15 protein-coding genes are annotated in these 22,613 nt (G+C 41.7%); 5 read left to right on the top strand and 10 right to left on the bottom strand.

Annotation, left to right across the window (positions count from 1 at the left end; genetic code table 11):
• Nucleotides 1–6 precede the first annotated feature (6 nt).
• The 4 genes from DXA54_RS21045 to DXA54_RS21030 all read left to right on the top strand — a co-directional run bounded on the left by DXA54_RS21045 (nucleotide 7) and on the right by DXA54_RS21030 (nucleotide 5,414).
• The gene (locus DXA54_RS21045; protein WP_120080593.1) at nucleotides 7–1,626 is read left to right on the top strand and encodes a PL29 family lyase N-terminal domain-containing protein; all 1,620 of its coding nucleotides are present in this window, start codon (nucleotides 7–9) and stop codon (nucleotides 1,624–1,626) included.
• Complete coding sequence (locus tag DXA54_RS21040; protein ID WP_120080591.1) at nucleotides 1,626–3,338, top strand: PKD-like domain-containing protein; 1,713 nt, start codon at nucleotides 1,626–1,628, stop codon at nucleotides 3,336–3,338. Before DXA54_RS21045 ends, DXA54_RS21040 begins: the two co-directional genes overlap by 1 nt.
• Before the next feature lie 128 nt (nucleotides 3,339–3,466).
• The gene (locus DXA54_RS21035; protein WP_008650216.1) at nucleotides 3,467–4,822 is read left to right on the top strand and encodes an MATE family efflux transporter; all 1,356 of its coding nucleotides are present in this window, start codon (nucleotides 3,467–3,469) and stop codon (nucleotides 4,820–4,822) included.
• A 13-nt stretch (nucleotides 4,823–4,835) separates the two neighbouring features.
• Nucleotides 4,836–5,414: a Crp/Fnr family transcriptional regulator gene (locus DXA54_RS21030; protein ID WP_008650215.1), complete on the top strand. Its 579-nt coding sequence runs from the start codon at nucleotides 4,836–4,838 to the stop codon at nucleotides 5,412–5,414.
• A 2-nt stretch (nucleotides 5,415–5,416) separates the two neighbouring features.
• Here DXA54_RS21030 and DXA54_RS21025 read toward each other — a convergent pair whose 3' ends face one another.
• The 9 genes from DXA54_RS21025 to DXA54_RS20985 form a co-directional block, all read right to left on the bottom strand.
• The gene (locus DXA54_RS21025) at nucleotides 5,417–6,586 is read right to left on the bottom strand and encodes an MFS transporter (RefSeq protein WP_074559455.1); all 1,170 of its coding nucleotides are present in this window, start codon (nucleotides 6,584–6,586) and stop codon (nucleotides 5,417–5,419) included.
• Nucleotides 6,587–6,665: 79 nt separating this feature from the next.
• Nucleotides 6,666–9,041 (bottom strand): GH92 family glycosyl hydrolase, encoded by a 2,376-nt coding sequence (locus DXA54_RS21020; protein ID WP_008650213.1) that lies wholly within the window; start codon nucleotides 9,039–9,041, stop codon nucleotides 6,666–6,668.
• Nucleotides 9,042–10,238, bottom strand: coding sequence for a glycoside hydrolase family 76 protein (locus DXA54_RS21015; protein ID WP_008650204.1), 1,197 nt, complete (start codon nucleotides 10,236–10,238; stop codon nucleotides 9,042–9,044).
• 3 nt (nucleotides 10,239–10,241) lie between these two features.
• On the bottom strand, nucleotides 10,242–11,468 hold the full coding sequence (locus DXA54_RS21010; protein WP_008650202.1) for a glycoside hydrolase family 76 protein: 1,227 nt from the start codon (nucleotides 11,466–11,468) through the stop codon (nucleotides 10,242–10,244).
• Nucleotides 11,469–11,480: 12 nt separating this feature from the next.
• Entirely contained in the window at nucleotides 11,481–12,620 is a 1,140-nt protein-coding gene (locus tag DXA54_RS21005; RefSeq protein WP_032852857.1) for a SusE domain-containing protein, read from the bottom strand.
• 29 nt (nucleotides 12,621–12,649) lie between these two features.
• Nucleotides 12,650–14,254 (bottom strand): RagB/SusD family nutrient uptake outer membrane protein, encoded by a 1,605-nt coding sequence (locus DXA54_RS21000; protein WP_008650198.1) that lies wholly within the window; start codon nucleotides 14,252–14,254, stop codon nucleotides 12,650–12,652.
• A gap of 11 nt (nucleotides 14,255–14,265) precedes the next feature.
• Nucleotides 14,266–17,313, bottom strand: coding sequence for a SusC/RagA family TonB-linked outer membrane protein (locus DXA54_RS20995; protein WP_120080589.1), 3,048 nt, complete (start codon nucleotides 17,311–17,313; stop codon nucleotides 14,266–14,268).
• Between the two features lie 6 nt (nucleotides 17,314–17,319).
• Entirely contained in the window at nucleotides 17,320–18,447 is a 1,128-nt protein-coding gene (locus DXA54_RS20990; protein ID WP_120080587.1) for an ROK family protein, read from the bottom strand.
• 33 nt (nucleotides 18,448–18,480) lie between these two features.
• Complete coding sequence (locus DXA54_RS20985; protein WP_032852856.1) at nucleotides 18,481–20,211, bottom strand: class I mannose-6-phosphate isomerase; 1,731 nt, start codon at nucleotides 20,209–20,211, stop codon at nucleotides 18,481–18,483.
• Nucleotides 20,212–20,353: 142 nt separating this feature from the next.
• Here DXA54_RS20985 and DXA54_RS20980 point away from each other — a divergent pair, with 142 nt between their 5' ends.
• A complete protein-coding gene (locus tag DXA54_RS20980; RefSeq protein ID WP_004321898.1) occupies nucleotides 20,354–21,082 on the top strand; it encodes a GntR family transcriptional regulator in 729 nt (242 codons plus the stop codon).
• A 116-nt stretch (nucleotides 21,083–21,198) separates the two neighbouring features.
• Here DXA54_RS20980 and DXA54_RS20975 read toward each other — a convergent pair whose 3' ends face one another.
• Entirely contained in the window at nucleotides 21,199–21,990 is a 792-nt protein-coding gene (locus DXA54_RS20975) for a hypothetical protein (protein WP_117512109.1), read from the bottom strand.
• Between the last annotated feature and the right edge of the window lie 623 nt (nucleotides 21,991–22,613).

Here is a 22,613-nt window from a genome sequence, read left to right as displayed (position 1 = left end):
AAAGCAATGAAGAAAATTCTATTTTTACTGCTCACTATCATTACGGTATGCAGTTGCTACAATGACGATGATCTCTGGGATAAAGTCAATGATCTCGACGGACGAGTAGAAACACTAGAAACAACAGTCAAGAAAATGAACTCTGAAATTACAACTTTACAGAGTTTGGTAGACGCATTAAATCAAGGGAAAGTAATCACCAACACGGAACAGACATCTGATGGCTACACATTAACTTTCAGTGATGGAAGCACCGTATCTATCAAAAATGGAAAGAATGGTACAGATGCTCCTGTGATTGGAGTGAAAGCTGACGAAGACGGAATATATTACTGGACCATTACTACCAACGGTACTACAGAATGGCTGCCGGATGCAACTAACAAGTTAAAAGTGACGGGTACAACTCCAGTTATGGGAGTTGACAGTGACGGATACTGGACCGTTGATACAGGCGAAGGAGCCAAACGCATTAACGGAACAGACGGCAAACCTGTGAAAGCGGAAGGACAAGACGGAGACTCTTTCTTCAAATCTGTTACAGTTAATGACAATCATGTACTAGTTACTCTTGCAGATGGAACGTCGTTCACATTGCCCAAAGGGGAAACATATACATTTGACATTGCCAATAGGGATTATACCTTGTTCTCGTCTAATGAAACAAGGACGTATCTTCTTACAACTGCCAATATAGACGACGCAACATTAATTGCTATTCCGCAAGGATGGACAGCGGTTCTTAATGATAAAGACTTAAGAATCACAGCTCCGGCAGTTTCAGGTGATGATGTCAAAGATGGTGAACTTAAAATACTTGTCACTCCGTCCAAAGCTTTCGGTAAAGTAATAAAAATGCAATTAAGAGCAGTGCGTGAAGCACACTTCTTGACATTCGAGGATGTTGATTATAAAGGTGATGCTAACATGGTAGGAGAAAGAAACTGGTCATCATTAATTGACAGCCAACAATATGGTGGCTCACTACTTTATCCTAAGAATAACCAACTCTATAACTGGAGTGATGCAAACAATACTTTTCTTGCTTCCGAACTTCCTAACGGATGGGGTGATTACCAATACTGGGGTGGCGGACACGCAATTTCCAATTATCTGGATATGGATCTTACTCATGGAGACTTCCAGCACCAACTAGCGGTTTATTATCAGGATGCAAAAACTGGTTTTGGAGGACATAATGGTTCCAAAAACTTCTGCGTACATTACGGCTATGCAGACAATTCCGGATATGCCAACGGTCCATTACCCTATATTTACTTTGGAGACGGAGTTGCTCGTGTAGTTGACCACATGTATGTGACTATGACGACCTACCTAGCCAACTGTGTGGCCAACGGTAACGGTTTGACCGCACCCGCAGGCAAAGATGATTGGGTGAAACTGGTTGCTATCGGTTATGATGAAGATGGAAAAGAAGTAGCTACACGTCCGGAATTTTATTTGGTTGGAGCCGAGGGTAATATACTTGAATGGACAAAATGGGATTTATCCGCATTAGGCAAAGTGGTCAAAATAGACTTTAATGTCACTGGAAGTAATGATAACGGATATGGTTTCAGCCAACCTGCCTATTTTGCTTATGATGATGTAGCAGTGAGATTCTAATGAAACATATTATACTTTTTTTATTTGTTCTGTTAGCATTAATATCATGCGTGAAAGAAGAGGAGGACTCTCCTCTTCTTTCCGCTCCTGTCATTACCCTGAAAGAAGAATCCCCCATCTATAAAACAAAAATTGGTCGGGAGATAACCATCGCTCCTGTTTATGAAAATACCGATTCGGAAACGACCTTTAACTGGACAATAGATGGAAAGAGTATCTGTACCACTTCCACCCTGGCATTTTCAGCCGATGAAGCAGGCAGGTATTTCATTCTGATTTCTGCCACCAATGCCGGAGGGACAACAGAAAAGGAGATACGTATCGATGTCTTTCAACTTGATGTACCTACTATCTCTATTGCGGATGCCGACAAAGGTTTCAAAGTGCTTCAAGGCTCTGAACTAACCATTACACCTATAGTAGATTCTTTTCTGGAAACCAGTTACTCCTGGCAAATAAACGGTGAAGATATTTCGAGCGAATTAACCTGTACTCTCCCCACAATCGAGCTTGGCGAATATCAGGTTCGTTTTGCTACTCACAATGAAGATGGCGATGACGAAGTAACTTTCAAAGTAGAAGTTTGTTCACCGGATCAAGTAGATTTCAACTGGACATTCCTGCAAACGGAATATAACATGTCAGCCGGCAGAACTATCCGTATCAAACCGGTTGACGTGAATAATGCACTGGATGCAGTCTATACATGGACCGTGGACAATGAACAAGTGCAATCCGGAGAAAATGATACTTATCTGTTTACATCCGAGCAGCAGGGAGAACACACGGTAAAGGTCGAAATGAAGAACTCATATATACTCGCTACGCAAACATTAAAAGTCAATGTTTGCCCTCCCGCAGGAACATACCAGCGGAAGATTAGCGCCACAAGTTCTGCGTCAATGAACAGAGTATATGAATATTTACCGGCTCCCGGTCAATTCATCAATGAGAATCATACTACAACAACTATGGCAGAAGCCTGCACCTATGCAGAAGAACGAATCAATCAGACGGCTTATGTTTCCCTAGGCGGATTCGGTGGATACATCATCGTTGGATTCGATCATAGTATCGTGAATGATGGAGATTACAACATTGCTATTACAGGAAACGCTTTTGATGGTTCGTCAGAACCGGGAATTGTATGGGTAATGCAGGACGAAAATGGTGATGGGTTACCTAATGACACTTGGTATGAATTGCGCGGATCCGAATATGGGAAAGCCGAAACCTGGCAGGACTATGCCGTCACCTATCATAAACCAACTGGTATTCAGCTTCCCACCCCATGGACAGACAATCATGGTCAAAGTGGGTCTATTGATTATCTGGGTGCTTTTCACCGGCAAGATTATTATTTTCCCGCCTGGGTAAAGGAAAAACAATATACTTTGCGAGGTACTCGCCTGAAAGAGCGTAATTACGATCAATCCGGTAATGGTACTTATTGGGTAAATGATAGTTATGAATGGGGATATGCTGATAATTTCAGTGCCATTGATCGTCTGACAGATGATGACAACTATAATGCCGGACCGTCTGACAATCATTTCAAGATATCCCATGCTGTAACTTTCGACGGTAAGGATGCAAACCTGAAGTACATTGATTTTATCAAAGTACAAGTGGGTGTTAATAGTAAAAGCGGTTGGTTGGGTGAAATATCCACTGAAGTTTTTGGAATAAAGGATTTCAACATGCTCAAATAATTGATAGAATATACATAAGAGATTCTTTTCGCTATTAAATATAGAGATAAAAATTACCAAATGGTAATTTTTATCTCCTCCCATAACCCTACCTTTGTCGCCATTTTCAACGACAAAGGTAGAAAGTTATGAAAGATAGTATTGATTTCGGCAGTATGAACATCTCCACGTTGTTCCGTAAGTTACTAATTCCTACGGTACTTGGGATGGTATTCTCGGCTCTGTTCGTTATTACGGACGGGATATTTGTAGGAAAAGGAATTGGCAGTGACGCGCTGGCGGCAGTAAATATCACTGCACCGCTTTTTATGATCGCAGCGGGTATCGGACTGATGTTCGGAGTGGGAGCTTCGGTGGTGGCTTCCATTCATTTATCTCAGGGAAAACGCAAAGTAGCAAGTATTAATATCACTCAGGCAATTGCTTTTTCCGCATTGCTCATACTTATCCTGTCTGCTCTGTGCCTTTATTTTATAGAGCCATTAGCCAGATTATTAGGTAGTTCGGACCGATTGTTGCCGTTAGCTGTAGAATATATGGCATGGTACATTCCTTTTCTCGTATTCTACGAAGTCTTAAATATAGGTATGTTCTGCATCCGTCTGGACGGTTCACCCACCTATGCCATGATGTGTAATGCGGTTGCAGCCATACTCAATATCATACTGGATTATATATTCATCTTCGAATTTGGTTGGGGAATAATGGGAGCAGCTTTTGCCACCAGTCTGGGGACTGTTGTGGGAGGGTTGATGACACTGATTTACTTACTCCGCTTCTCTCGTACCCTCCATCTATGCCGGATAAAGTTAAGTATCAAAAGTCTGTTACTGACTCTTCGCAACATCGGTTATATGATTAAACTGGGAAGTTCTGCTTTTATCAGTGAAGCCTCCATTGCCTGTATGATGTTTCTGGGGAACTACGTTTTCATCCGCCATCTCGGTGAAGACGGAGTGGCAGCATTCAGTATTGCCTGTTACTTCTTCCCTATCATCTTCATGGTCTATAATGCCATTGCACAATCCGCACAGCCGATTATCAGCTATAACTTCGGAGCCGGACAACCCGAGCGTGTACGAAAGACACTACATCTCGCCATTCGGACCGCTTTAATCTGCGGTATCAGCTTTTTCATTCTTACCGTACTATGCTGCCAAGACATCGTTTCGTTATTCATTGACCGCAGCTACGCTGCATTTGATATAGCAGTAAACGGGCTTCCTTATTTCGGAGTAGGATTCATTTTCTTTGCCGTCAACATGATTGGCATTGGTTATTATCAGAGTGTCGAAAGAGGTCAGCGAGCAACAATTATCACTCTTCTCCGGGGAGTCGTATTTATGTTGATGGGATTCTTTGCGCTCCCTCCGGTATTGGGTATACCGGGTATCTGGCTAGCCGTACCATTGGCAGAGTTATTAACCACTTTCTATATTTTCGGAATTTATTTGAAAGATCGTTTCATTGTCTGCCGACGATAAGTATCTTTGCAATATGAGAACATTCATTGAAAAACTTTGCGATAGATACAAGGTATCAGAAACCTATGTACAGTCTCTACTGAACTGTATGGAAGAGGTACATTTCAAAAAGAGAGATTTAATAGTACGCGAGGGGACAAAGAACTGTAATCTTTATTTTATCAAGACAGGAATATGGCGAGCCTATTATCATAAAGACGGAGTGGATACTACCATCTGGTTTGCTTCAGACGGAGAAGCTGCTTTCTCCGTCTGGGGCTATGTAGATAATGCCTACTCATTAATAAATATTGAGGTCATGTGTGACAGTGTGGCCTATTGTATTTCCCGAACAGCCCTGAATCAGCTATTCGCCTCATCCATCGGACTCGCTAATTTGGGGCTCCGCCTCATGGATCATCAGTTTCTTCAACAGGAGAACTGGCTTATCAGCTCGGGAAGCCCACGGGCTAAAGAACGCTATCTCAACCTTATCAAAGAGACTCCTGAATTATTGCAATATGTACCTTTAAAACATATAGCGTCTTACTTGTGGATAACTCCGCAGTCGCTAAGTAGGATTCGGGCGAAGATAGCATCTTCTCCGCAATAATACTACGCTTTCGCGGTCTTCACCCCAAAAGCACAATAAGTCAAATAACACACACAAGCTAAAGTAACAAAAACGCCTCCAATAACACCTACTGTTCCTATTGCAAACCCAATCACCGGGGTAACTACTCCGCCACCGGCAACAGCAGTAATCATCAATCCTGAAATTTGGTTTGCTTTTTCCGGCCTTGCCTGTAAAGCCATCGAATAAATGATAGAAAATACGGATGACGCAAAGAAACCGACAGCACCGATACAAATCAGATTCACCATATCATTTTTTACAAAGGCCAGAATAAATAAAGAGAAAATACAGGCAACAATATTCACACGGAAATATTTTATTTCAGCAATACGTGCCAACAAGAAAGCACCCAATAAAGCACCTACCGTACGACTTAAAAAATAAACTTGTGGAGCAAACTTCACTTGTTCTGTCGTCCAGTCAAAACGTTCTGCCATCAACTTAGAACTGATGAAATTGGTGGCAACATCCACCCCCACAATAAAAAAGATACCCAAAAACAACAATAGAATCGTTTTATCCTTCAACAAAGAAAAAGTATCACTGATAGAAAGTTGTTGGGTTGCAGCATTGGAATCTTCCCGCTTAACAGGGGTAGCCATCAACCAAACAGCGGATAATAACGTGATAAAGCCTAATATCGGGAAGCAATAATACCATTTGTCATCTCCAAAGTGGGCTACAGCCAACAATACAATCTCCGGCCCAACGAGAGAAGATACAGCTTTGATTACCTGCCCTGCCGTCAAGCTACTGGTCAATAAACGTTGACTGGTTACCACATTACTCAATAACGGATTCAGTGAAACCTGTAAAATGGCATTGCCAATTCCCAAAAGAGCATAAGCTATCATACAAGTCGCACTGTTATAAACGACTAATGGCAGCAGCATACCCACTACCGTTATTCCCATACTAAGTAAAACTGTATTTTTACGTCCCCATTTGTTCATCTGATTTCCAATAGGAATACCCAAAAACAGGAACCAGATAAATACTAATGAAGGAACAAATCCCGTCATCACAGGAGACCAGTTGAAAGTACGTTGAACATAATCGGACGAAATACCGACTATATCACAGAAGCCCATTACAAAGAACCCGAAGAGAACAGGAAGGGCGGCATAAATAGAGTTTTGTGTTTTCATGTTTAACTCACTATATTATAAAATGTAGAATCCCCGGTGCCATTGTCAAGCGACATCGGCACCGAGGTAAATAAGCTGTTTATTCAGAACAATGAGGCGGATTTTCCACTCCCCATTTTTCATTCGGTTGATTACCCATTGTGAGTTTCAATGTTCCACCTTTATAGAGTTCATCCCGGTACATCCAACATTGTTCCAGCGGTTTACCGTTCAACGTAGCAGACTGTACATAATAGGCATCCGGTGTATTACCAGTCGTTTCAATCACAAACGTTTTTCCCGTCGCATTCATCGGGCTAAGTTTGATTTCAATCTTATCAAACAACGGACTGCCAATCTGGAAAGTCGGCCGTTCACAAGAACCGCCCTGTACATCAAACAATCCCATTGCCGCCATCACATACCAAGCTCCCAATTGTCCCTGATCTTCATCCTGACCGTAGCCATAACCATGCTCTCCGTTTGTTCCATAAAACTCATCACAAATCAAGCGCGTCCATTTCTGTGTCAGGTAAGGTTTACCGGAGAAATTGAATAACCAGGAAATATGAAGACTAGGCTGATTTCCATGATTATAAGGGCTCTGTAAACCCGAGAAGGCATTTACAACCTTTCCACCGCCAAAGATCGACTTACGAGCTTCCGTAAAGATAGAATCCAACCGGTTGTTAAATTCATCTTTTCCAACCTTTTCAATCAAACGCGCCGGATTTTGTGGAACAAAGAAAGTATATTGCATCGCATTTCCTTCCTGAAATCCTCTCCATGATTCCAATGGATCAAAGTTATCAATAAACTCACCACTAGGCACTCTCGGACGAATCATCTTCAACGAATCATCGAATAACTTCTCCCAACCGGCAGAAAGTTCCATCAAACGTTTATAATCTTCCGTACGTCCCAAGGCTTTTGCCCATTGAGCCACTGCATAAGCACTAAAACTATATTCCAATGTATGAGATACGGAGAAACTGGAACCTTCCGGATGCGTGCCGAAATAAACACTATTTTCATAAGGCACATAACCTTTTTCAACAAACTGTTTCACATCCATTTTGCCCGCACCTTCAATACGTCCTTCCCAGCCCAGTTCATTCTTCAATGCTGCCTGATAAGCTGTTTCCACATCAAAATTGCGAATCCCACTGTTATAAGCACCCGCCAGAGTGATACTCACCATGTTGGTTCCCACCCCGGAAACATACTTGCTGGTGGCAATACCATCACCCAGCCAACCAGCATCTTTATACACCAGCAACTGACTGTTTACAAAGTCATTATAATACTCCGGATACGCTAATGCCCAAAGAGAAGTCAAGTTCCAGTAGGCTCCCCAAACCGCATCCGTATTATAATGATTATGTTCCGGTTTGCCATCTTTATTTAAAGGTATTTGACCGATGGTACCATCATTTTTAGGATAAGCCCCGTTCACATCACTCGCAAGTCCTCTACCTAATAATGCATGATACAACCCGGTATAAAATTTGATTTTGCTATCTTCCGTACCACCGGAAACCAATATGCGGCTCAAGGACTCATTCCATTTATCCGTGGTCGCCTTCATAGCCTCATCAAAAGTCAGGTCTTTTGCCTCTGATTCCAAATTCACTTTCGCATTTTCGATAGAAGTATACGACAGACCTATTTTTACATTGACTACCTCATCTTTCTTTGTTTTATAATTCAGACACATGATAGCCCCGGGTCCTTTTATTTCATTACGAGCCATCAAAGCACTATCCTGATAGAATACCTCGACAGATTCCGGTGCACGATCCAATTTAGCATAAAAATACATGGCAACGGAAGCGCCTGCCTGATATTTCTTCACGTATTCCGGTTCCGTAATCACATAACCTTCAATAGTATTTCCATCTATCTGTTTGATATATGCATCACGCACAGCTCCACTTTCTCCCTGACGATTACCTATATTAAACAAAATATGGGCATTCTCCGACTCGGGAAATATATACCGCTGAAATCCGACACGAGCCGTAGCGGTAAGTTCTGCCTTTACCTGATAATCCTTTAATAATACAGAGTAATATCCCGGACGCGCCGTTTCATCTTTCTTATCAAAACGGGAACGGAAACCCTTATCGGGGTCTTCCAATTTTCCGGGATTTGTTTTTACTTCTCCCGTTACAGGCATTAATGCAATGCCACCTATCTGAAACTCGTGCAGACAAGGAAAGCCATCAATAGAAGTATGACCGTCTTCATAACCTACGGCCTCCCAACCTTGATTGTTCCCATACGTACCATTTGTAGATGCACCTAACTTAGCCAAACCGAAAGGCTCGGCAGCCGGTGTGTAAAAGAACCAACGACTATGTACAGTTCCGATATTAGGATTTACGTATTCTACAAGATTGGGACGATCAGGTGTCTTGCACCCTACAACACCTGCCAGAATCAACAGGCTACCTATCCATTTTAATTTCATCATTTATTTCATTTTTCTGTTTGTAACTTCTCCTTTAATTATTGCCACACGTGCATAATATTCCGGCACACACGAAGCATCCAATAACCATTTCGGCTTACGTTTTTCATCAGTCCGCCCTGTCCAGTCATGATACATCAGTCCCGCCTGATCACGTGCATGATCCCAAGCATAATCCAGTCCTTTTATCATCGTATCCACATATTTTGAATCCCCCGTAACATTGTACAGATCGTGATAACCTCTAAACAAAACCAAATTAAACCAAGGCAAATCTGCAATATAAGGAATACCGTCTTCCGTATACTTAAAAAACACTTTGTAGCTTCCTTCTGCCAAAAATTTAGCATTATCCAGATATGCCTTCTCACCCGTATAATTATATAAAGCTACAGCTGCTTGTAACAAAGTACCAGTATTGTAAGTATACAAATCCGGGCATACTGCCGAAGTCGTTGTTAACCATGAATTCCAAACGACTCCTCTTTCCGGATCTTTCAGATATTTATCAATCCAATGATAGAACTTCTTTCCCACCTCCAGATAATACTCATCTTTAGTTGCTTCATAAAGTTTTAAAGCCAACACCATCGCTTTCCCGTTAGAACAAGCAGGTTTCTGATCTTTCACTCCTTCCAGCCAGGAAACAGCTCCTTCAAAGTTCTCATCCCAGCCACTTAAAATAAAGGTCAATACCTGTTTCGCTTTCTCCAGATAATGAGGATTTTTAGTTACCAGGTAAGAATCAATATAATCAATACCCACCAAACCATTGTCATCATAATAGCGGTCTACCTTTCCAAACTGAACAGGGTAAGCCTGATAACCAAAAGGAACACGCGTTGTATCATAGTAACGTTCCATCGCCATCACCATCGAATCGACATAAACCGTATATTTCTCCGGTTCGATGGCAGCCATCAACACTGCCGAAGAAAAGACACCACTCATAGGCCACAGATAAGAAACTTCCTGCGCTTGCCGGGTGGAATCATTAAAATAAGTCAGATCAGGACGATGACTGCTTGGGTAATATTCAGAGAAGAGGCCGTATTTGGGAACCCGGTAGAGTTCCCAAACACGCTGAAACATTTCTTCTGCCTTATCTTTATTCGGAGTCGTTTTTGATTCTCCGGCACAAGAAAGAAGCACGAATACCGTCGATACAAATAAAACTATATTTCTAATTTTACTATTCATATCCTATTCCTCTGTCACTGTTTCTCCTTTGTACAAAGCAATCATTCCCAAAGATTCGAGCGCAGCATCCTGCATCAACAACTGTTCAGCACGTTTTGGAGTTGCTCCTGTCCAGTCTTCATAGAACAGTCCGTTTGATAAACGGGCATTTTCGTATGCATAATCCAGGAAGTTGATGAATGTTTTGATATAATTGCCTGCATTTTTATAGTAAGGCTCAATATCAATAAATGCACGGATCAGTTTTGTTGTGAACCAAGGATCATGATCGGGATAAGCCAATGCCAGCCCATTAAGCGGACGTACAAAATAATTATACGCACCTTCGGAAGAAGCAATGGCACTGTCCAGATAAGTCTGCTCACCCGTTATTTTGTATAAACGGACTCCGTTAGAAATCATCACACCTGTATTGTAAGTCCATTTTGTTTTATTAATGGATCCGTCTGCTTGTTTATCATTCCAGTAACATCCATCTTCCGGATCACGCAAGTTAGTCAACGTCCAAGCATATAAACGTTTTGCCAGAGCCAGAACATCCGCTTTTTCCTCTTGAGGACATACAGAATGATATTCAAGCAAGAATAGCGTTGCATATCCATTAGCACATGTCGGTTTATTCGAATCACCAACTCCCTGCTGTCCTTTCTGGTCCTCATTCCACCAAAGACCTCCTCCAAACGTATCATCTTCACCAGCTTGCAGGAACTCAACGATTCTTTTAGCTTTCGTCACATAATCTTGATTATTTAGCAAATTAAAGGCCTCTACCAGTTCAATCCCCACAATAGAATTATCATCATAAAAACGTGTTCCACTACCGGTAGTACCATTGGTTTGAGAGCCATAACCACCCACAGTTCCATTAGGAGTACGATAATAAACTTCAAACCGGTCTACCATATCCGCATAATTCACATCATAACCTAAAGCATGCAAAGCTGCTGCTCCGGAAACCAGTCCGTCATACGGCCACAAGAAAGAAGCGGAATTATCCCCATCTTTCTTAGGATAATTTTCATTATACAGTCCTTCTGTTGCCCCACTATTGATCCGGTAGCACTGATTAATCAAGTCAAACTGCTCTTTGGCACGTTTATGATAAACGACCTCCTCTCCGGGTTCTGACGGAGCAATCGGTGTAGGCGGGATATATTTCTCTACGTCATCTCCGGCACAGGAGAATAATAGTGCCGGAAGAATAGCTAAAATAGTCTTTATCTTTTTCATAACTTAGTTTTATTAATTAATCGGAGTCACATTAGTAAATGTATGTATCATCAATCCATCCGAATTCGTATCGATAGTGATAGTTGCATGCGTATAATCCAGACTACCTTTCATTTTCCAAAGATGATCCCACTGACTCCATTGGAATTCATACAAAGCATAGAAAGAAGCAGGTTCTCCACCTACCGGACGTTCGGCACTCACGCCATCACCTCTACCCCAACACATATCACCACCATTTACTTTTGCTAAAAAGTAGTAACGTTCTTCTATCCAACTTAACCAATCAGGAGCACCGGTTTCCGGTTTGGACGGATCAAGGAATCGGATATCACCCTCTCCCACAAATTTACCATCACCCGCATACTCTAATACAGCTATATCTCCAAATGTTGCTCCCCAAATACAACGAACAGAAGAACCGATTTTTTCCGTGGTCATTGCCATTGTATTAAAGTTCACTGTCAGACGGGTTACTTCTTCGGAAGCAGTTACAGCCGTTTCGCCCTCCCCTTCTCTTAACTTCGAGCTATCATCAATATAATAGCTGAATGTTTCACCTGTAGTAGCAGACTTAAATGATATATTTCCTGCTGATAACTTCGTATAAATCTGGAAAACGCCCTCTTCTACACAACGGAACGGAATTCCACCCTGTCCACTGTTCTCCGTAGCCGAACCATATAAATACAATTCAGCCGGAATATTATCAATTCCCTCTCCACGAGTTACTGTGATGGTAGCCACCTTGTCGGTTCTCTTCACCACTCCACCTTTCGAAGCGTTTACTGTCCATTTTATATCTCCGGTTTCCAAAGGATAAATGCCTGCATTTCTAGCAATCGTATTAATAGCCGCATGAGTGATTGACAAACTGGTTGCAGCTCCCAAATCACTTTTCACCGTAGCCAGCGGCTTTGAAAAATCACCATCTGCCTTATCAAACAGCACCTCGTACAATACAATTCCGCCATCTGCCGCACCACCTCCTGACCACGACAACACAACAGGCGTTGGAGATGACACATTCAACTGGATAGAAGCAGGGGAACTTAATTCTGTAGGGACTGCAAAATCCGTGTTCAATTCATAATCTTCCTGACATGAAACCATTGCCAGAAGTACTGAACATATCCATAATATCTTTTTCATAATCATTCCTTTTTGAGTCGTTTAACCAATTACCAATTCGGATTCTGCTCCAAATTACCATTCAAGTCACGTTCAGCCTGTGGTATAGGCCACAAATAATGTCTATTTGCATTAAAGGTTCTGTTTTCAACCCGAACGTATCCATCATCCGTACCTACCACATCATTTGTCTTTAGTCCGTGACACCATCCATTCAATACATTGTCCGCAATTCTCCAACGAATAATATCTTTATGGCGATGTCCTTCCAATGCCAGTTCCGAACGACGTTCGTTCCGCACAATCTCAATCAGTTTATCTTTAGAAGCTCCCTCCGGGAATTCCAGTGCTGAAGCAAGTGTAAATCCGGCCCTATCACGAATGGGTTTAATAGTTGCATCCCAAGCCGTCTTATCCAGTTCACCTAATTCTGCCAATGCTTCCGCATTCATCAATAAAATATCAGCGTAACGAATCAGAATCGGATTCAAACCAGAATAAAGAGTAGCACGATACGTATTATCCCAATATTTCTTAATATAATAACCGGTAGCCGAACAGTCTGAACCTACCCCATAACCATCTTTACCTTCACCTTTCTCACAGTTGATAACAACTTCTGTTCCGTCGGCCAAAGTATAAGAGTTTCCAGTGTACATCACCGTTGCCTTCAAACGTGGGTCACGATTGGCATACGGATGACTTTCATCAAACGATGTTCCTGTTTCTTTAATTGTTTTTCCATCCAGCATAATATAACTGTCTACCAACTCCTGCAAAGGAGAAAGCTGGGAATATCCACCCAAAGTGGGCGGCAGGAAAACATACATCATCTGATGTTCACGACTAGTCGGACGATACTGTGCATCCAAAATTACTTCAGAGTTGTATTCATTAGCAATCTCAAACAATCCCGCATAACTTCCAAAGAGTTTAAAGCCCCCCTCTGTCATAATGGTAGAAGTGATATTTTTCACTTGCGTCCAATTACCTTCAAACAAATAGATCTTAGCTTTAATCGCCATTGCCGCCCAACGGGTAATCCGACCTTTATTATCCGCATCATAAGAAGTCGGCAAATAGTTACCGTTAATCACTTCATCCAAATCAGCCAGTATATTCGCTATTACAGTGGCTTTGGCTGTACGTGCGATAGACATACTTTCCTTAATAGAAAGCACTTTCGTTGTATAAGGCACATCTCCGAACTTCGTATACAATTCATAATAATTATAAGCACGAAGCACTTTAGCCTCACCGATATAACGTTTCTTCAATTCCGGATCTAAATCAGGAACCCGGTCAATATTTTCGAGCAACTGGTTGCACATACGGATACCCGTATAACGTCCGTCCCAAACCTGTTTCACGTAAGAGTCGGCTGTAGAATATGAACCATTACCAATATTTTGTGTAAAATCATTAGGTTGTTTGGTATATGCATTGTCCGTCATAGCTTCACTATAAAGCTGTTCGTCCATATTTCCCAAATACGTATAGCAATTATTCAACGCCTTGACAGCTGCTTCAGGATCTTCTTCCCAATAAGTCAAGTCCGTTTCTCTGTCATACGGTGCCGTATCCAAGTCAACACAAGAGGCACCGCCCACTACCAAAACAGCAGATAAAATCAAATTCTTTATAGTTGTTTTCATCACGGTACAGTTTAAAATTTAACATTAAGTCCAAATGAATATACTCTTGCCACAGGATAAGCACGACCACTGCCGTCTCCGGTATATTCCGGGTCCCATCCACCTTTCATCTTCGTGAAAGTCAACGGATTCTGCACGCTGGCAAAAATTCTCAAATTCTTGACATAGAGTTTTTTCATCCATTGCTGTGGGAAAGTATATCCGATCTGCGCATTTTTCAGACGCAAATATTTAGCGTCCTGAATCCAGAAATCTGATTTTGCAGCATTATTAGCCGATTCTGCTCCCATTGTCAGACGGGGATAAGTAGCATCCGGATTATTCGGAGTCCAACGATCCTGATGGAAATCCATTACCGGACCTTCATTATTATTATGGAAAGCCTCAACAGATTCACCACGCATCCATTTGTTACGTCTTCCCACTCCTTGCCACATCATCGAGAAATCAAAGCCTTTATATTCCAACCCATAAGTAAAGCCGAAAGTATATCTCGGAAAATCATTACCTACGATAAAGCGGTCATCATCCGGTTTAATCACACCATCGCCATTTTTATCCAGATAGCGGATATCTCCCGGTTTCGGTGTAATACCTTCCAGGTGCGGTCCTTTCTGACATTCTTCCTCATTCTGGAAAAATCCGTCTGAACGATATGCATAATAAGAATACAAAGGATAACCTTCCTTAATAATGGTCTGTACATCCGAACCACCGATAATTTCCGTACCGCGTGTATCTATTACTTCATTAAAGCTATCCGAAATATTTCCGGAGAAGTTATGCACTACTGGGCCAGTCTTCAAGCGATAGCTCACTGACAACTCCCATCCCCTCGTTTCTACTTTACCAGCATTCTGAATAGGCGCACCATTACCAAACAGTCCGGGAACCGGTAAATTCACCAAAATATCTTTTGTGCGGTTATTAAAACAGTCAAAAGTAATATTCAAGTCATTATTCAATAATCCCAATTCAAAACCGATATTAGCCATACGGGTAGTTTCCCACTTCAGATCGGGATTTGCAGAAGCAAATGTAGCAGTCTGTGCCAGTTTATCTCCGAAGCTGATACCGTTAGTTACAGACACCGTTTGCATATATTGATAAGCACCAATCCGGTTATTACCTACCAATCCCCAAGAACCTCTGATTTTCAGAGAAGGAACATACGGTTTCAATACAGACCAGAATTTTTCTTCCGAAATACGCCATCCTGCAGAGAAAGAAGGGAAGACTCCCGAACGGTTTCCTTTAGCAAAATAAGAAGAGTAGTCATTACGGATATTAAATTCCAGTAAATATTTCTCATCATAATTGTAAGTGGCTCTTGCAAAACCGGAATAGATAGCCCAATCACTTCCCGAACCTGTATTACTTACCTTATCACCACTCAAATCACCTACAAAAATGTCGTATTTAGAATCTTCCGTCAAACGACTGGTAGAGAATTGTTTTTCAGAGAAACCTTCATAAGCATAACCCAGTAATCCACCGATAGAGTGTTTCCCTATTTTCGTATTATAAGTCACCATAAGATTGGTAGTGATATTCTTAGAACGATAGAATTGCTCGGTCAACTTATTTTCACTATCTCCCGTACCTTCGAAGGCCTTCCGGTTCTCATGCAAATTATTATTCCAAACACGTCCACCGGCACTTCCGATCAGTTTCAGTCCTTTATATACTTCCCATTCGGCTTGTATGGTTCCCAATAATTCATCATTCACATTCTGGCGATAACCGCCTTCTTCCAAACGCTGCAAACCGTTTGAGTTACTTCCGGCAGGATAATTATAACTGCCATCCTCATTCTTGATCGGGTAAATCGGCGGCATACGGTTTGCCTGCTCGATAATCCATTCCGTCCAGTAAGCATGTTCTTTAATGTCATTACGGGCAAATTGAGAAGTCAAATTCAATGTAAAGTTATTCGTCACCTTATGGCTTACATTCAGACGTGCATTGTAGCGTTTATAACCATAATCAGGTCCCTTGAACATACTACTCTGATCCAGATAACCCAGAGAAGCCATATAAGACAACTGATCGTTACCGCCTGTCATCGAAACATTGTGTGAACTTTGAGGAGAATTACGATTATAAAGTTCTTTCACCCAATTTACATTCGGACCACCATTTCTATATTGCGCAATCTGCTCGGGAGTGAATTTTGCAGCTCTTCCCGAATTAACAGCCGCTTCATTATATAATTCCGCATATACCCATGAATCCGCAATTTTAGGCAGCGAGGTAGGTTGCTGAACACCATACATAAAATCATAGGAGATTTCTACCTTACCGGCTTTTCCTTTCTTTGTAGTTACAAGCACTACACCATTGGAAGCGCGTGAACCGTAAATCGCAGTAGAAGAAGCATCTTTCAAAATAGAGACTTGTTCAATATCCGCCGGATTCAGGTTAGCCAGCGATCCTTCAATTCCATCAATTATCACCAACGGATCATTATTATTCATCGTATTCAATCCGCGGATATTTATAGAAGGCACGCTACCCGGTGTAGAAGTTCCCTGCTGAATAACCAAACCAGGAGTAGTTCCCTGCATAGCCTCCAGAACGTTGGCAATAGGTTTTCCTTCCAGTTCATCCGTTGAAAGAGAAGAAACAGCTCCTGTCAGATTCACTTTCTTCTGTACACCGTAGCCCACTACTACCACATCTTTCAACGCAACCACGTCCGACTTCAACACCACATTGATAAACTGGCGGCCGTTCACCGGAACTTCCTGTGTTTCATATCCTATTGAGGAAACTACCAATACCGCTTTTGAAGCAACATTCAGTGAAAAATTTCCATCCATATCCGTAGCCGTACCCGTAGATACACCTTTCACCAGCACGGTAGCCCCAATCACGGGTTCCCCGTCTGCCATTACCTTACCTTTCACTGCGATTGTATTAGATTGCGCATACAGTTTGGAACCAACAGCCACATTCATACAAACAATCAACATAACAGCCAATAATTGCCAACTCGAAAATGCCGTTCTGAAAAGCCGGCGGGCAAATTGCGCGTTCAATAGATTAGATTGTTTCATAACATTTTATATTTGAATTAATAGAAGAGTTATCATAAAGATATTAAGTTGGGACAAAGCAAAGGAATAAGCCCCTAAAGCAACAGCCCTGCTTGCTCCTAATGTAGAAACAGCAATGCCTATTTTCTTGTGACAGGCATAATGTACCTCTCTCTCCGAAAATGGTATTTTCACCATCTTGTCTTTTTCTTCCAGAAATTTATCAAATGCCTCTTTTTCGGACAGATTGAACACCTCCATCTGCAAACAAGGGAAAGAAGCTCCTGCAAACGTGCCAATCTGCCGATTCATCTCATTCATAATTCCCGGAAGTATGTATTTAGCCGCTCCAGCCACTCCTCCGCCAATCACTACCAAGCCATCAACAATATTCAATGCACGGATGATAGCATCACCGGCCATCTCTCCCAGTTCGTTAAAACTCCGGACAGCAGCCTGCTGATCTCCCTCTGCAGTCCCTTCGGCAATATCATATATATCTTTGGGAGTCAAAGAAGAAGCATCCTTTCCGGTCAATTCCTGATATACTCGCCTGACAGCCCTGATGCTGACACTTTCTTCCGCGATCATTTCGGGATATTTCTTATTCCGCATAATCCAGACGTCGCCGCCGCAACCGTTGTCTCCGGTCAGTAACCGGCTGTCAATCACCACTCCGGCACCAAACCCTGTACCCAGCGTAATTCCGAGCAGGTTCTTATATACCTTACTGCTGCCTGCTTCTTTCAGGCGTTTATTCACTTCGGGCAAAGTGCCTGCCAAGGCTTCGCCATAAGCAAACAAATTACCGTCATTATTAATAAAAACCGGAATACCAAACTGTTCCCTCAAATAAGGTCCAAGTGCCACTCCTCCCCTGAAGGCCGGGAAGTTAGGCAAGTCACCAATAATTCCATGCTCATAGTCAGCAGGCCCGGGGAAAGCAAAACTGATAGCTACCGGAAGTTTCGGCAATCGTTTTTCAACTTCCAGGAAACCTTCTACAAGAACAGACAAGCAACGCTCCAAGTCGTCGGACGCTGCCGGAAGGCAAATAGGTTCCACTATTTCGCGACAGCCTTGTATGGCTGAAAACACGAAATTAGTGCCTCCCGCATCGAGCGTCATTACGATTCGTTCATCATGTTCATACATAGTTCTCAAGATATTAGATGATTTATTTCATTATTAAAAGCGTACGTAAGCTTTGATTGTTACACATTCTTTTCCTGCAGATTTACCATACGGGGCAATGGTATATTCTTTCACCCCGGCAGGAATGATAAATGTTTCGGCATAATGTACCACGAAAGGTTCAAAAGCATGAGTAGGACTCTCAACTACGGCCTCTTCTCCCTCCAACAGATTCAGTACATTTACACTATCGTTTGTATGATGCAATACCGGTGATGAGAAACGGTGACGGCGGGTTTCGATAAATTCGTTCGGATGCAATCCGGTACGTTCTTCTATCCAGCCTTCTCCGGAAGCAACCTCCTTGAACTGGTTGCGAAGATGTTCATTCACATATTCCGTATCCCGGTTCCAGTTGATTACGCATTTACCACGTTCCACATTGATCGGACGCGGTTTTCCATCCAGTCCCAAGCGTTGCCAGTCCCATAGTTTGAAAGTAAAGAGGTTCGGAGTCGAGCTGATTTCAAGCACCATACTGTTGGCACCGGAACAATGAACGGTTCCTCCCGGGATCAGGAAGTGGTCGTGTTTCTTTGTCGGAATCTTATTTACGTACTTTTCTGCGTCGAACACCAATTCACCTTTTTGTGCTTTACGCAAATCGCCGATCATCGCCTCCTTATCAACCCCCGTCTTCACTCCCAGATAAACTACGGCATCTTCTCCCGCATCTACCATGTAGTAACTTTCATCCTGTGTGTAGTACATACCGAAGCTGTCGCGGATAAATTGAGTAGTAGGATGCACCTGCAAACTCAAATTACCTCCGCCCATCGTATCCAAAAAGTCGAAACGAATAGGGAAGTCTTTTCCAAAGCGTGCCTCCACCGGTTCACCAAGCAACTCTTTACTTTTCAGTAAAACCAAATCAACCGAAGGCAGCTCAAAGCGTACTCCGTTCACTTCAAAATAAAGGCTGTTCTCTTCAGGTACACAGTCAAAGCACCAGCCGAAATTTTCACGTTCACGATCCAGGTCGCAAACCTCTTTCATCCATTGACCACCCCAGGGAGCCGGATCGAAGAAAGGAACTACCCGGAACGGTGTGTTCACCGTTGCCTCTACCCCTTTAAAGAAAGTATCCTTATCAATCATCTTCGGTGTCCCGGCCACATGGGTGTCAATCCAGAATTCTACCCTATCAAACAATCTTTCCTTATACCTATCACATACTCTCCAATCGTTGAAATACCCTCTCTTGTATTGCAAAGAAACAGCATCGTTCCGATTGTCTATACCTAAAGCTTTTACCTCATGCCGGCGGAAACGTTGTTGGATTTCCCAACGTGCCATATCCGCATAAACTACCATCGCATCCTGTGGAGCAACAACAGCAGCACCCGTACCTATGATTACAATGGTTTCTTTTGCTTCACTGATTTGCTTCCGTGCAGCAGCCACCTTATCCGCATCCAAATAATCTTCCAGCTTCAAATTGGTAACATAGCCGAATAACACATCTTCAGTCATGAAGCGTTCTGTCAACGTTTGAATTTCTTTTTCCGGTTTCATCAAATCACGTACATTCATCACTCTTCCGGAGAATTCTTTTGAAAAAGCATCCAGCACTTCTTCTTCATATACTCCTGTATATAAATCCACAGCCAGCACTTTTCTTGCATCCATTTTCTTTTTTAACATAGAAATGATACTATCCCAACCCTGAACAAGCATCCCCGTCAGCTTCGTAGAAGGAAATTTATCATAATTAGCTTTTCTCATGTTTATAGCGTTTTTAAATTTTATATGTTCATACATACTTTCAATTGTGCAAATATATAGATTTTATTTTTATTCCAAACAAAACTTGGATTATTTTTTGATAAATCTTATATTTGCTGAAAATAAACCAATCAGAATAGATATGAAATTAGATCATAATAGTGATAAACCGCTTCATATTCAGGCAGAAGAGATACTAAGAAGACTCATAGAATCTGAAGAGTACAAAAACGGGAAGCTATTTCCCAACGAGGTCGAATTGTCTGAACAATTACACATTTCAAGGAACACATTAAGACAAGCTATCAACAAACTCGTGTTTGAGGGGCTTTTGGTGCGAAAGAAAGGTTACGGAACGAAGGTAGTAAAGAAAGGTATCGTAGGCGGAGTAAAGAACTGGCTTAGTTTCTCACAGGAGATGAAGATGTTAGGTATCGAGATTCGCAATTTCGAGCTGCATATCAGTTTAAAGCGTCCAACCGAAGAAATCGGCACATTCTTTGATTTAGGTTCCAATCCCGACACTCGCTGTGTAGTGATGGAGCGTGTCAGAGGAAAAAAAGAATATCCGTTTGTTTACTTCATCTCTTATTTCAACCCCAATATTCCACTAACCGGAGAGGAAGATTATACACGCCCATTATACGAAATGCTGGAAACCCAATATAATATAGTAGTAAAGACCAGCAAGGAGGAGATTTCAGCCAGACTTGCAGGGGAATTTATTGCAGAGAAACTGGAGATAAAATCCAATGACCCTATATTAATAAGGAGAAGATTTGTTTATGATGTGAACGGAGTACCTATTGAATACAACGTCGGGTATTATCGGGCAGACAGCTTTACTTATACAATAGAGGCAGAGAGATAGACCGTATGTTCATACATATATAATATAAGGAGGCTATTTTAGAAGTTGAAATTTCTATCTTTCCTTTAAAATAACCTCTTTATATCATCTCTCTTTCCATAATTATGTCCTACCCGTCATTTATTATCGAACTTACCATTAGAGCATCCGGCAAGAATCCGATCCAGACTTTCATCCACAACACCTATCATCTGAAGTTTGGATAATAAATGATAGTAGGAAGTTTTTCCTACTCCTTCTATTCTCAACAGACTTTTCCAACCTCTTCCCGATACGATTTCCAATAAGTCTTTTACTGTTCGAACATCTTGATTATACAAGACATTAGCCAGCCGAGTATCAGCTACTTTACAAACAGGCAATTGAAGTATCCACTCCTCCTGCCCAACATTTATATTCTTATTATTGTCTGCCAAAGATAAAAAACGAGCATCGATAGCACGCTTTCGATAAGTAGCCAATATATCTTTCTTCAAATTCAACCCTTTAAGTATAGAGTTATACATTTGCAATGTCTTCCCATAGGTAATTCGATGCCGATCAGCCACTTTCGCTACTGATTCTCCTGTAGAAATTGAATAGAAGATATCGCGGGTAACAGGGTGAAGAATCAATGCTGCCAGTTCACGAATGATTATTTCATATAGAGGTTTACAAGTCTTCTGTGTTCTCAATACATATAGTAGATCATCGTATTTTGAAATGATAAAGTCCCGTTCCAGTTTCTTTTCTTCTACGATTTTAGAAAGGTAACCTGCTTCTAAACCAAGTCTTTTGTGAGCTTCCAGATAAGCATCCAAACTCTCATCATCCAAAAACAACTGATCGTTGATTCGGGAACTCGTAATGTATCCAAGATTTGCCCAATTTCTAAGAATCGTCTCCTGGATGCCGTGTCTTTCAGACATCTGTTTTGTTGTGAGCCAATTTGACATAAAAAAACGGAACTAGATTAATAATATTAACTAGTCCCGTACCTTTTATTATAAAAGAGTACGGAGCTGTCACATCCCGCTAGTAGGAGGTAGTAACGGCTACCCAATGCATACGGGCAGACAGCCCGTACCCTATGAGAAGTCATAGAAGTACAGGCGTCTTCCCAGCATGCATTAAAAAATCCGTTACAATTTCCTACTAGCCGAGGAAACGCACAATCGCACACCACAAAGGCGTGCTACGTTCCAATGACAAAGGTACAAATACTTTTCGGAAAATAACAAGAGAGAGGCATAAATGTTTAGAATGATGATTGTATAATTAAAGCGTATGTATATAAATAGACAGGCTTCAATTAGTTATCTTATTCAAATAAGAAACCACTCTACAATTAAAGCACCTCTCTCTTACATAAACTACCTACTTTTGTAGCAAATAACAATTCGTTCCACCTAGGTAGAACTAAACAAATACCATGGTCGAACCAAACGATAACCAAGGTAGAACTAAAGAATAACCTTGGTAGAACGAATTAATAGTAGTAATTAACAGGGCAGACGCATTATATTTTTTACTATATTCTCGTTTGTAATTT

This window comes from Bacteroides sp. OF03-11BH (genome assembly GCF_003604005.1).
In the GTDB taxonomy this organism is placed as follows: domain Bacteria; phylum Bacteroidota; class Bacteroidia; order Bacteroidales; family Bacteroidaceae; genus Bacteroides; species Bacteroides ovatus.
This window is presented reverse-complemented; position numbering and strand designations above follow the sequence as displayed.

Excerpts from the sequence above, each read along its gene's own strand:
- DXA54_RS20990 (WP_120080587.1), bottom strand. The coding sequence starts at position 18,447 with ATGTATGAACATGATGAACGAATCGTAATGACGCTCGATGCGGGAGGC.
- DXA54_RS21040 (WP_120080591.1), top strand. The coding sequence starts at position 1,626 with ATGAAACATATTATACTTTTTTTATTTGTTCTGTTAGCATTAATATCA.
- DXA54_RS21035 (WP_008650216.1), top strand. The coding sequence starts at position 3,467 with ATGAAAGATAGTATTGATTTCGGCAGTATGAACATCTCCACGTTGTTC.
- DXA54_RS21030 (WP_008650215.1), top strand. The coding sequence starts at position 4,836 with ATGAGAACATTCATTGAAAAACTTTGCGATAGATACAAGGTATCAGAA.
- DXA54_RS20980 (WP_004321898.1), top strand. The coding sequence starts at position 20,354 with ATGAAATTAGATCATAATAGTGATAAACCGCTTCATATTCAGGCAGAA.
- DXA54_RS21045 (WP_120080593.1), top strand. The coding sequence starts at position 7 with ATGAAGAAAATTCTATTTTTACTGCTCACTATCATTACGGTATGCAGT.
- DXA54_RS21010 (WP_008650202.1), bottom strand. The coding sequence starts at position 11,468 with ATGAAAAAGATAAAGACTATTTTAGCTATTCTTCCGGCACTATTATTC.
- DXA54_RS21025 (WP_074559455.1), bottom strand. The coding sequence starts at position 6,586 with ATGAAAACACAAAACTCTATTTATGCCGCCCTTCCTGTTCTCTTCGGG.
- DXA54_RS20995 (WP_120080589.1), bottom strand. The coding sequence starts at position 17,313 with ATGAAACAATCTAATCTATTGAACGCGCAATTTGCCCGCCGGCTTTTC.
- DXA54_RS20985 (WP_032852856.1), bottom strand. The coding sequence starts at position 20,211 with ATGAGAAAAGCTAATTATGATAAATTTCCTTCTACGAAGCTGACGGGG.
- DXA54_RS21000 (WP_008650198.1), bottom strand. The coding sequence starts at position 14,254 with ATGAAAACAACTATAAAGAATTTGATTTTATCTGCTGTTTTGGTAGTG.
- DXA54_RS21020 (WP_008650213.1), bottom strand. The coding sequence starts at position 9,041 with ATGATGAAATTAAAATGGATAGGTAGCCTGTTGATTCTGGCAGGTGTT.
- DXA54_RS21005 (WP_032852857.1), bottom strand. The coding sequence starts at position 12,620 with ATGAAAAAGATATTATGGATATGTTCAGTACTTCTGGCAATGGTTTCA.
- DXA54_RS21015 (WP_008650204.1), bottom strand. The coding sequence starts at position 10,238 with ATGAATAGTAAAATTAGAAATATAGTTTTATTTGTATCGACGGTATTC.
- DXA54_RS20975 (WP_117512109.1), bottom strand. The coding sequence starts at position 21,990 with ATGTCTGAAAGACACGGCATCCAGGAGACGATTCTTAGAAATTGGGCA.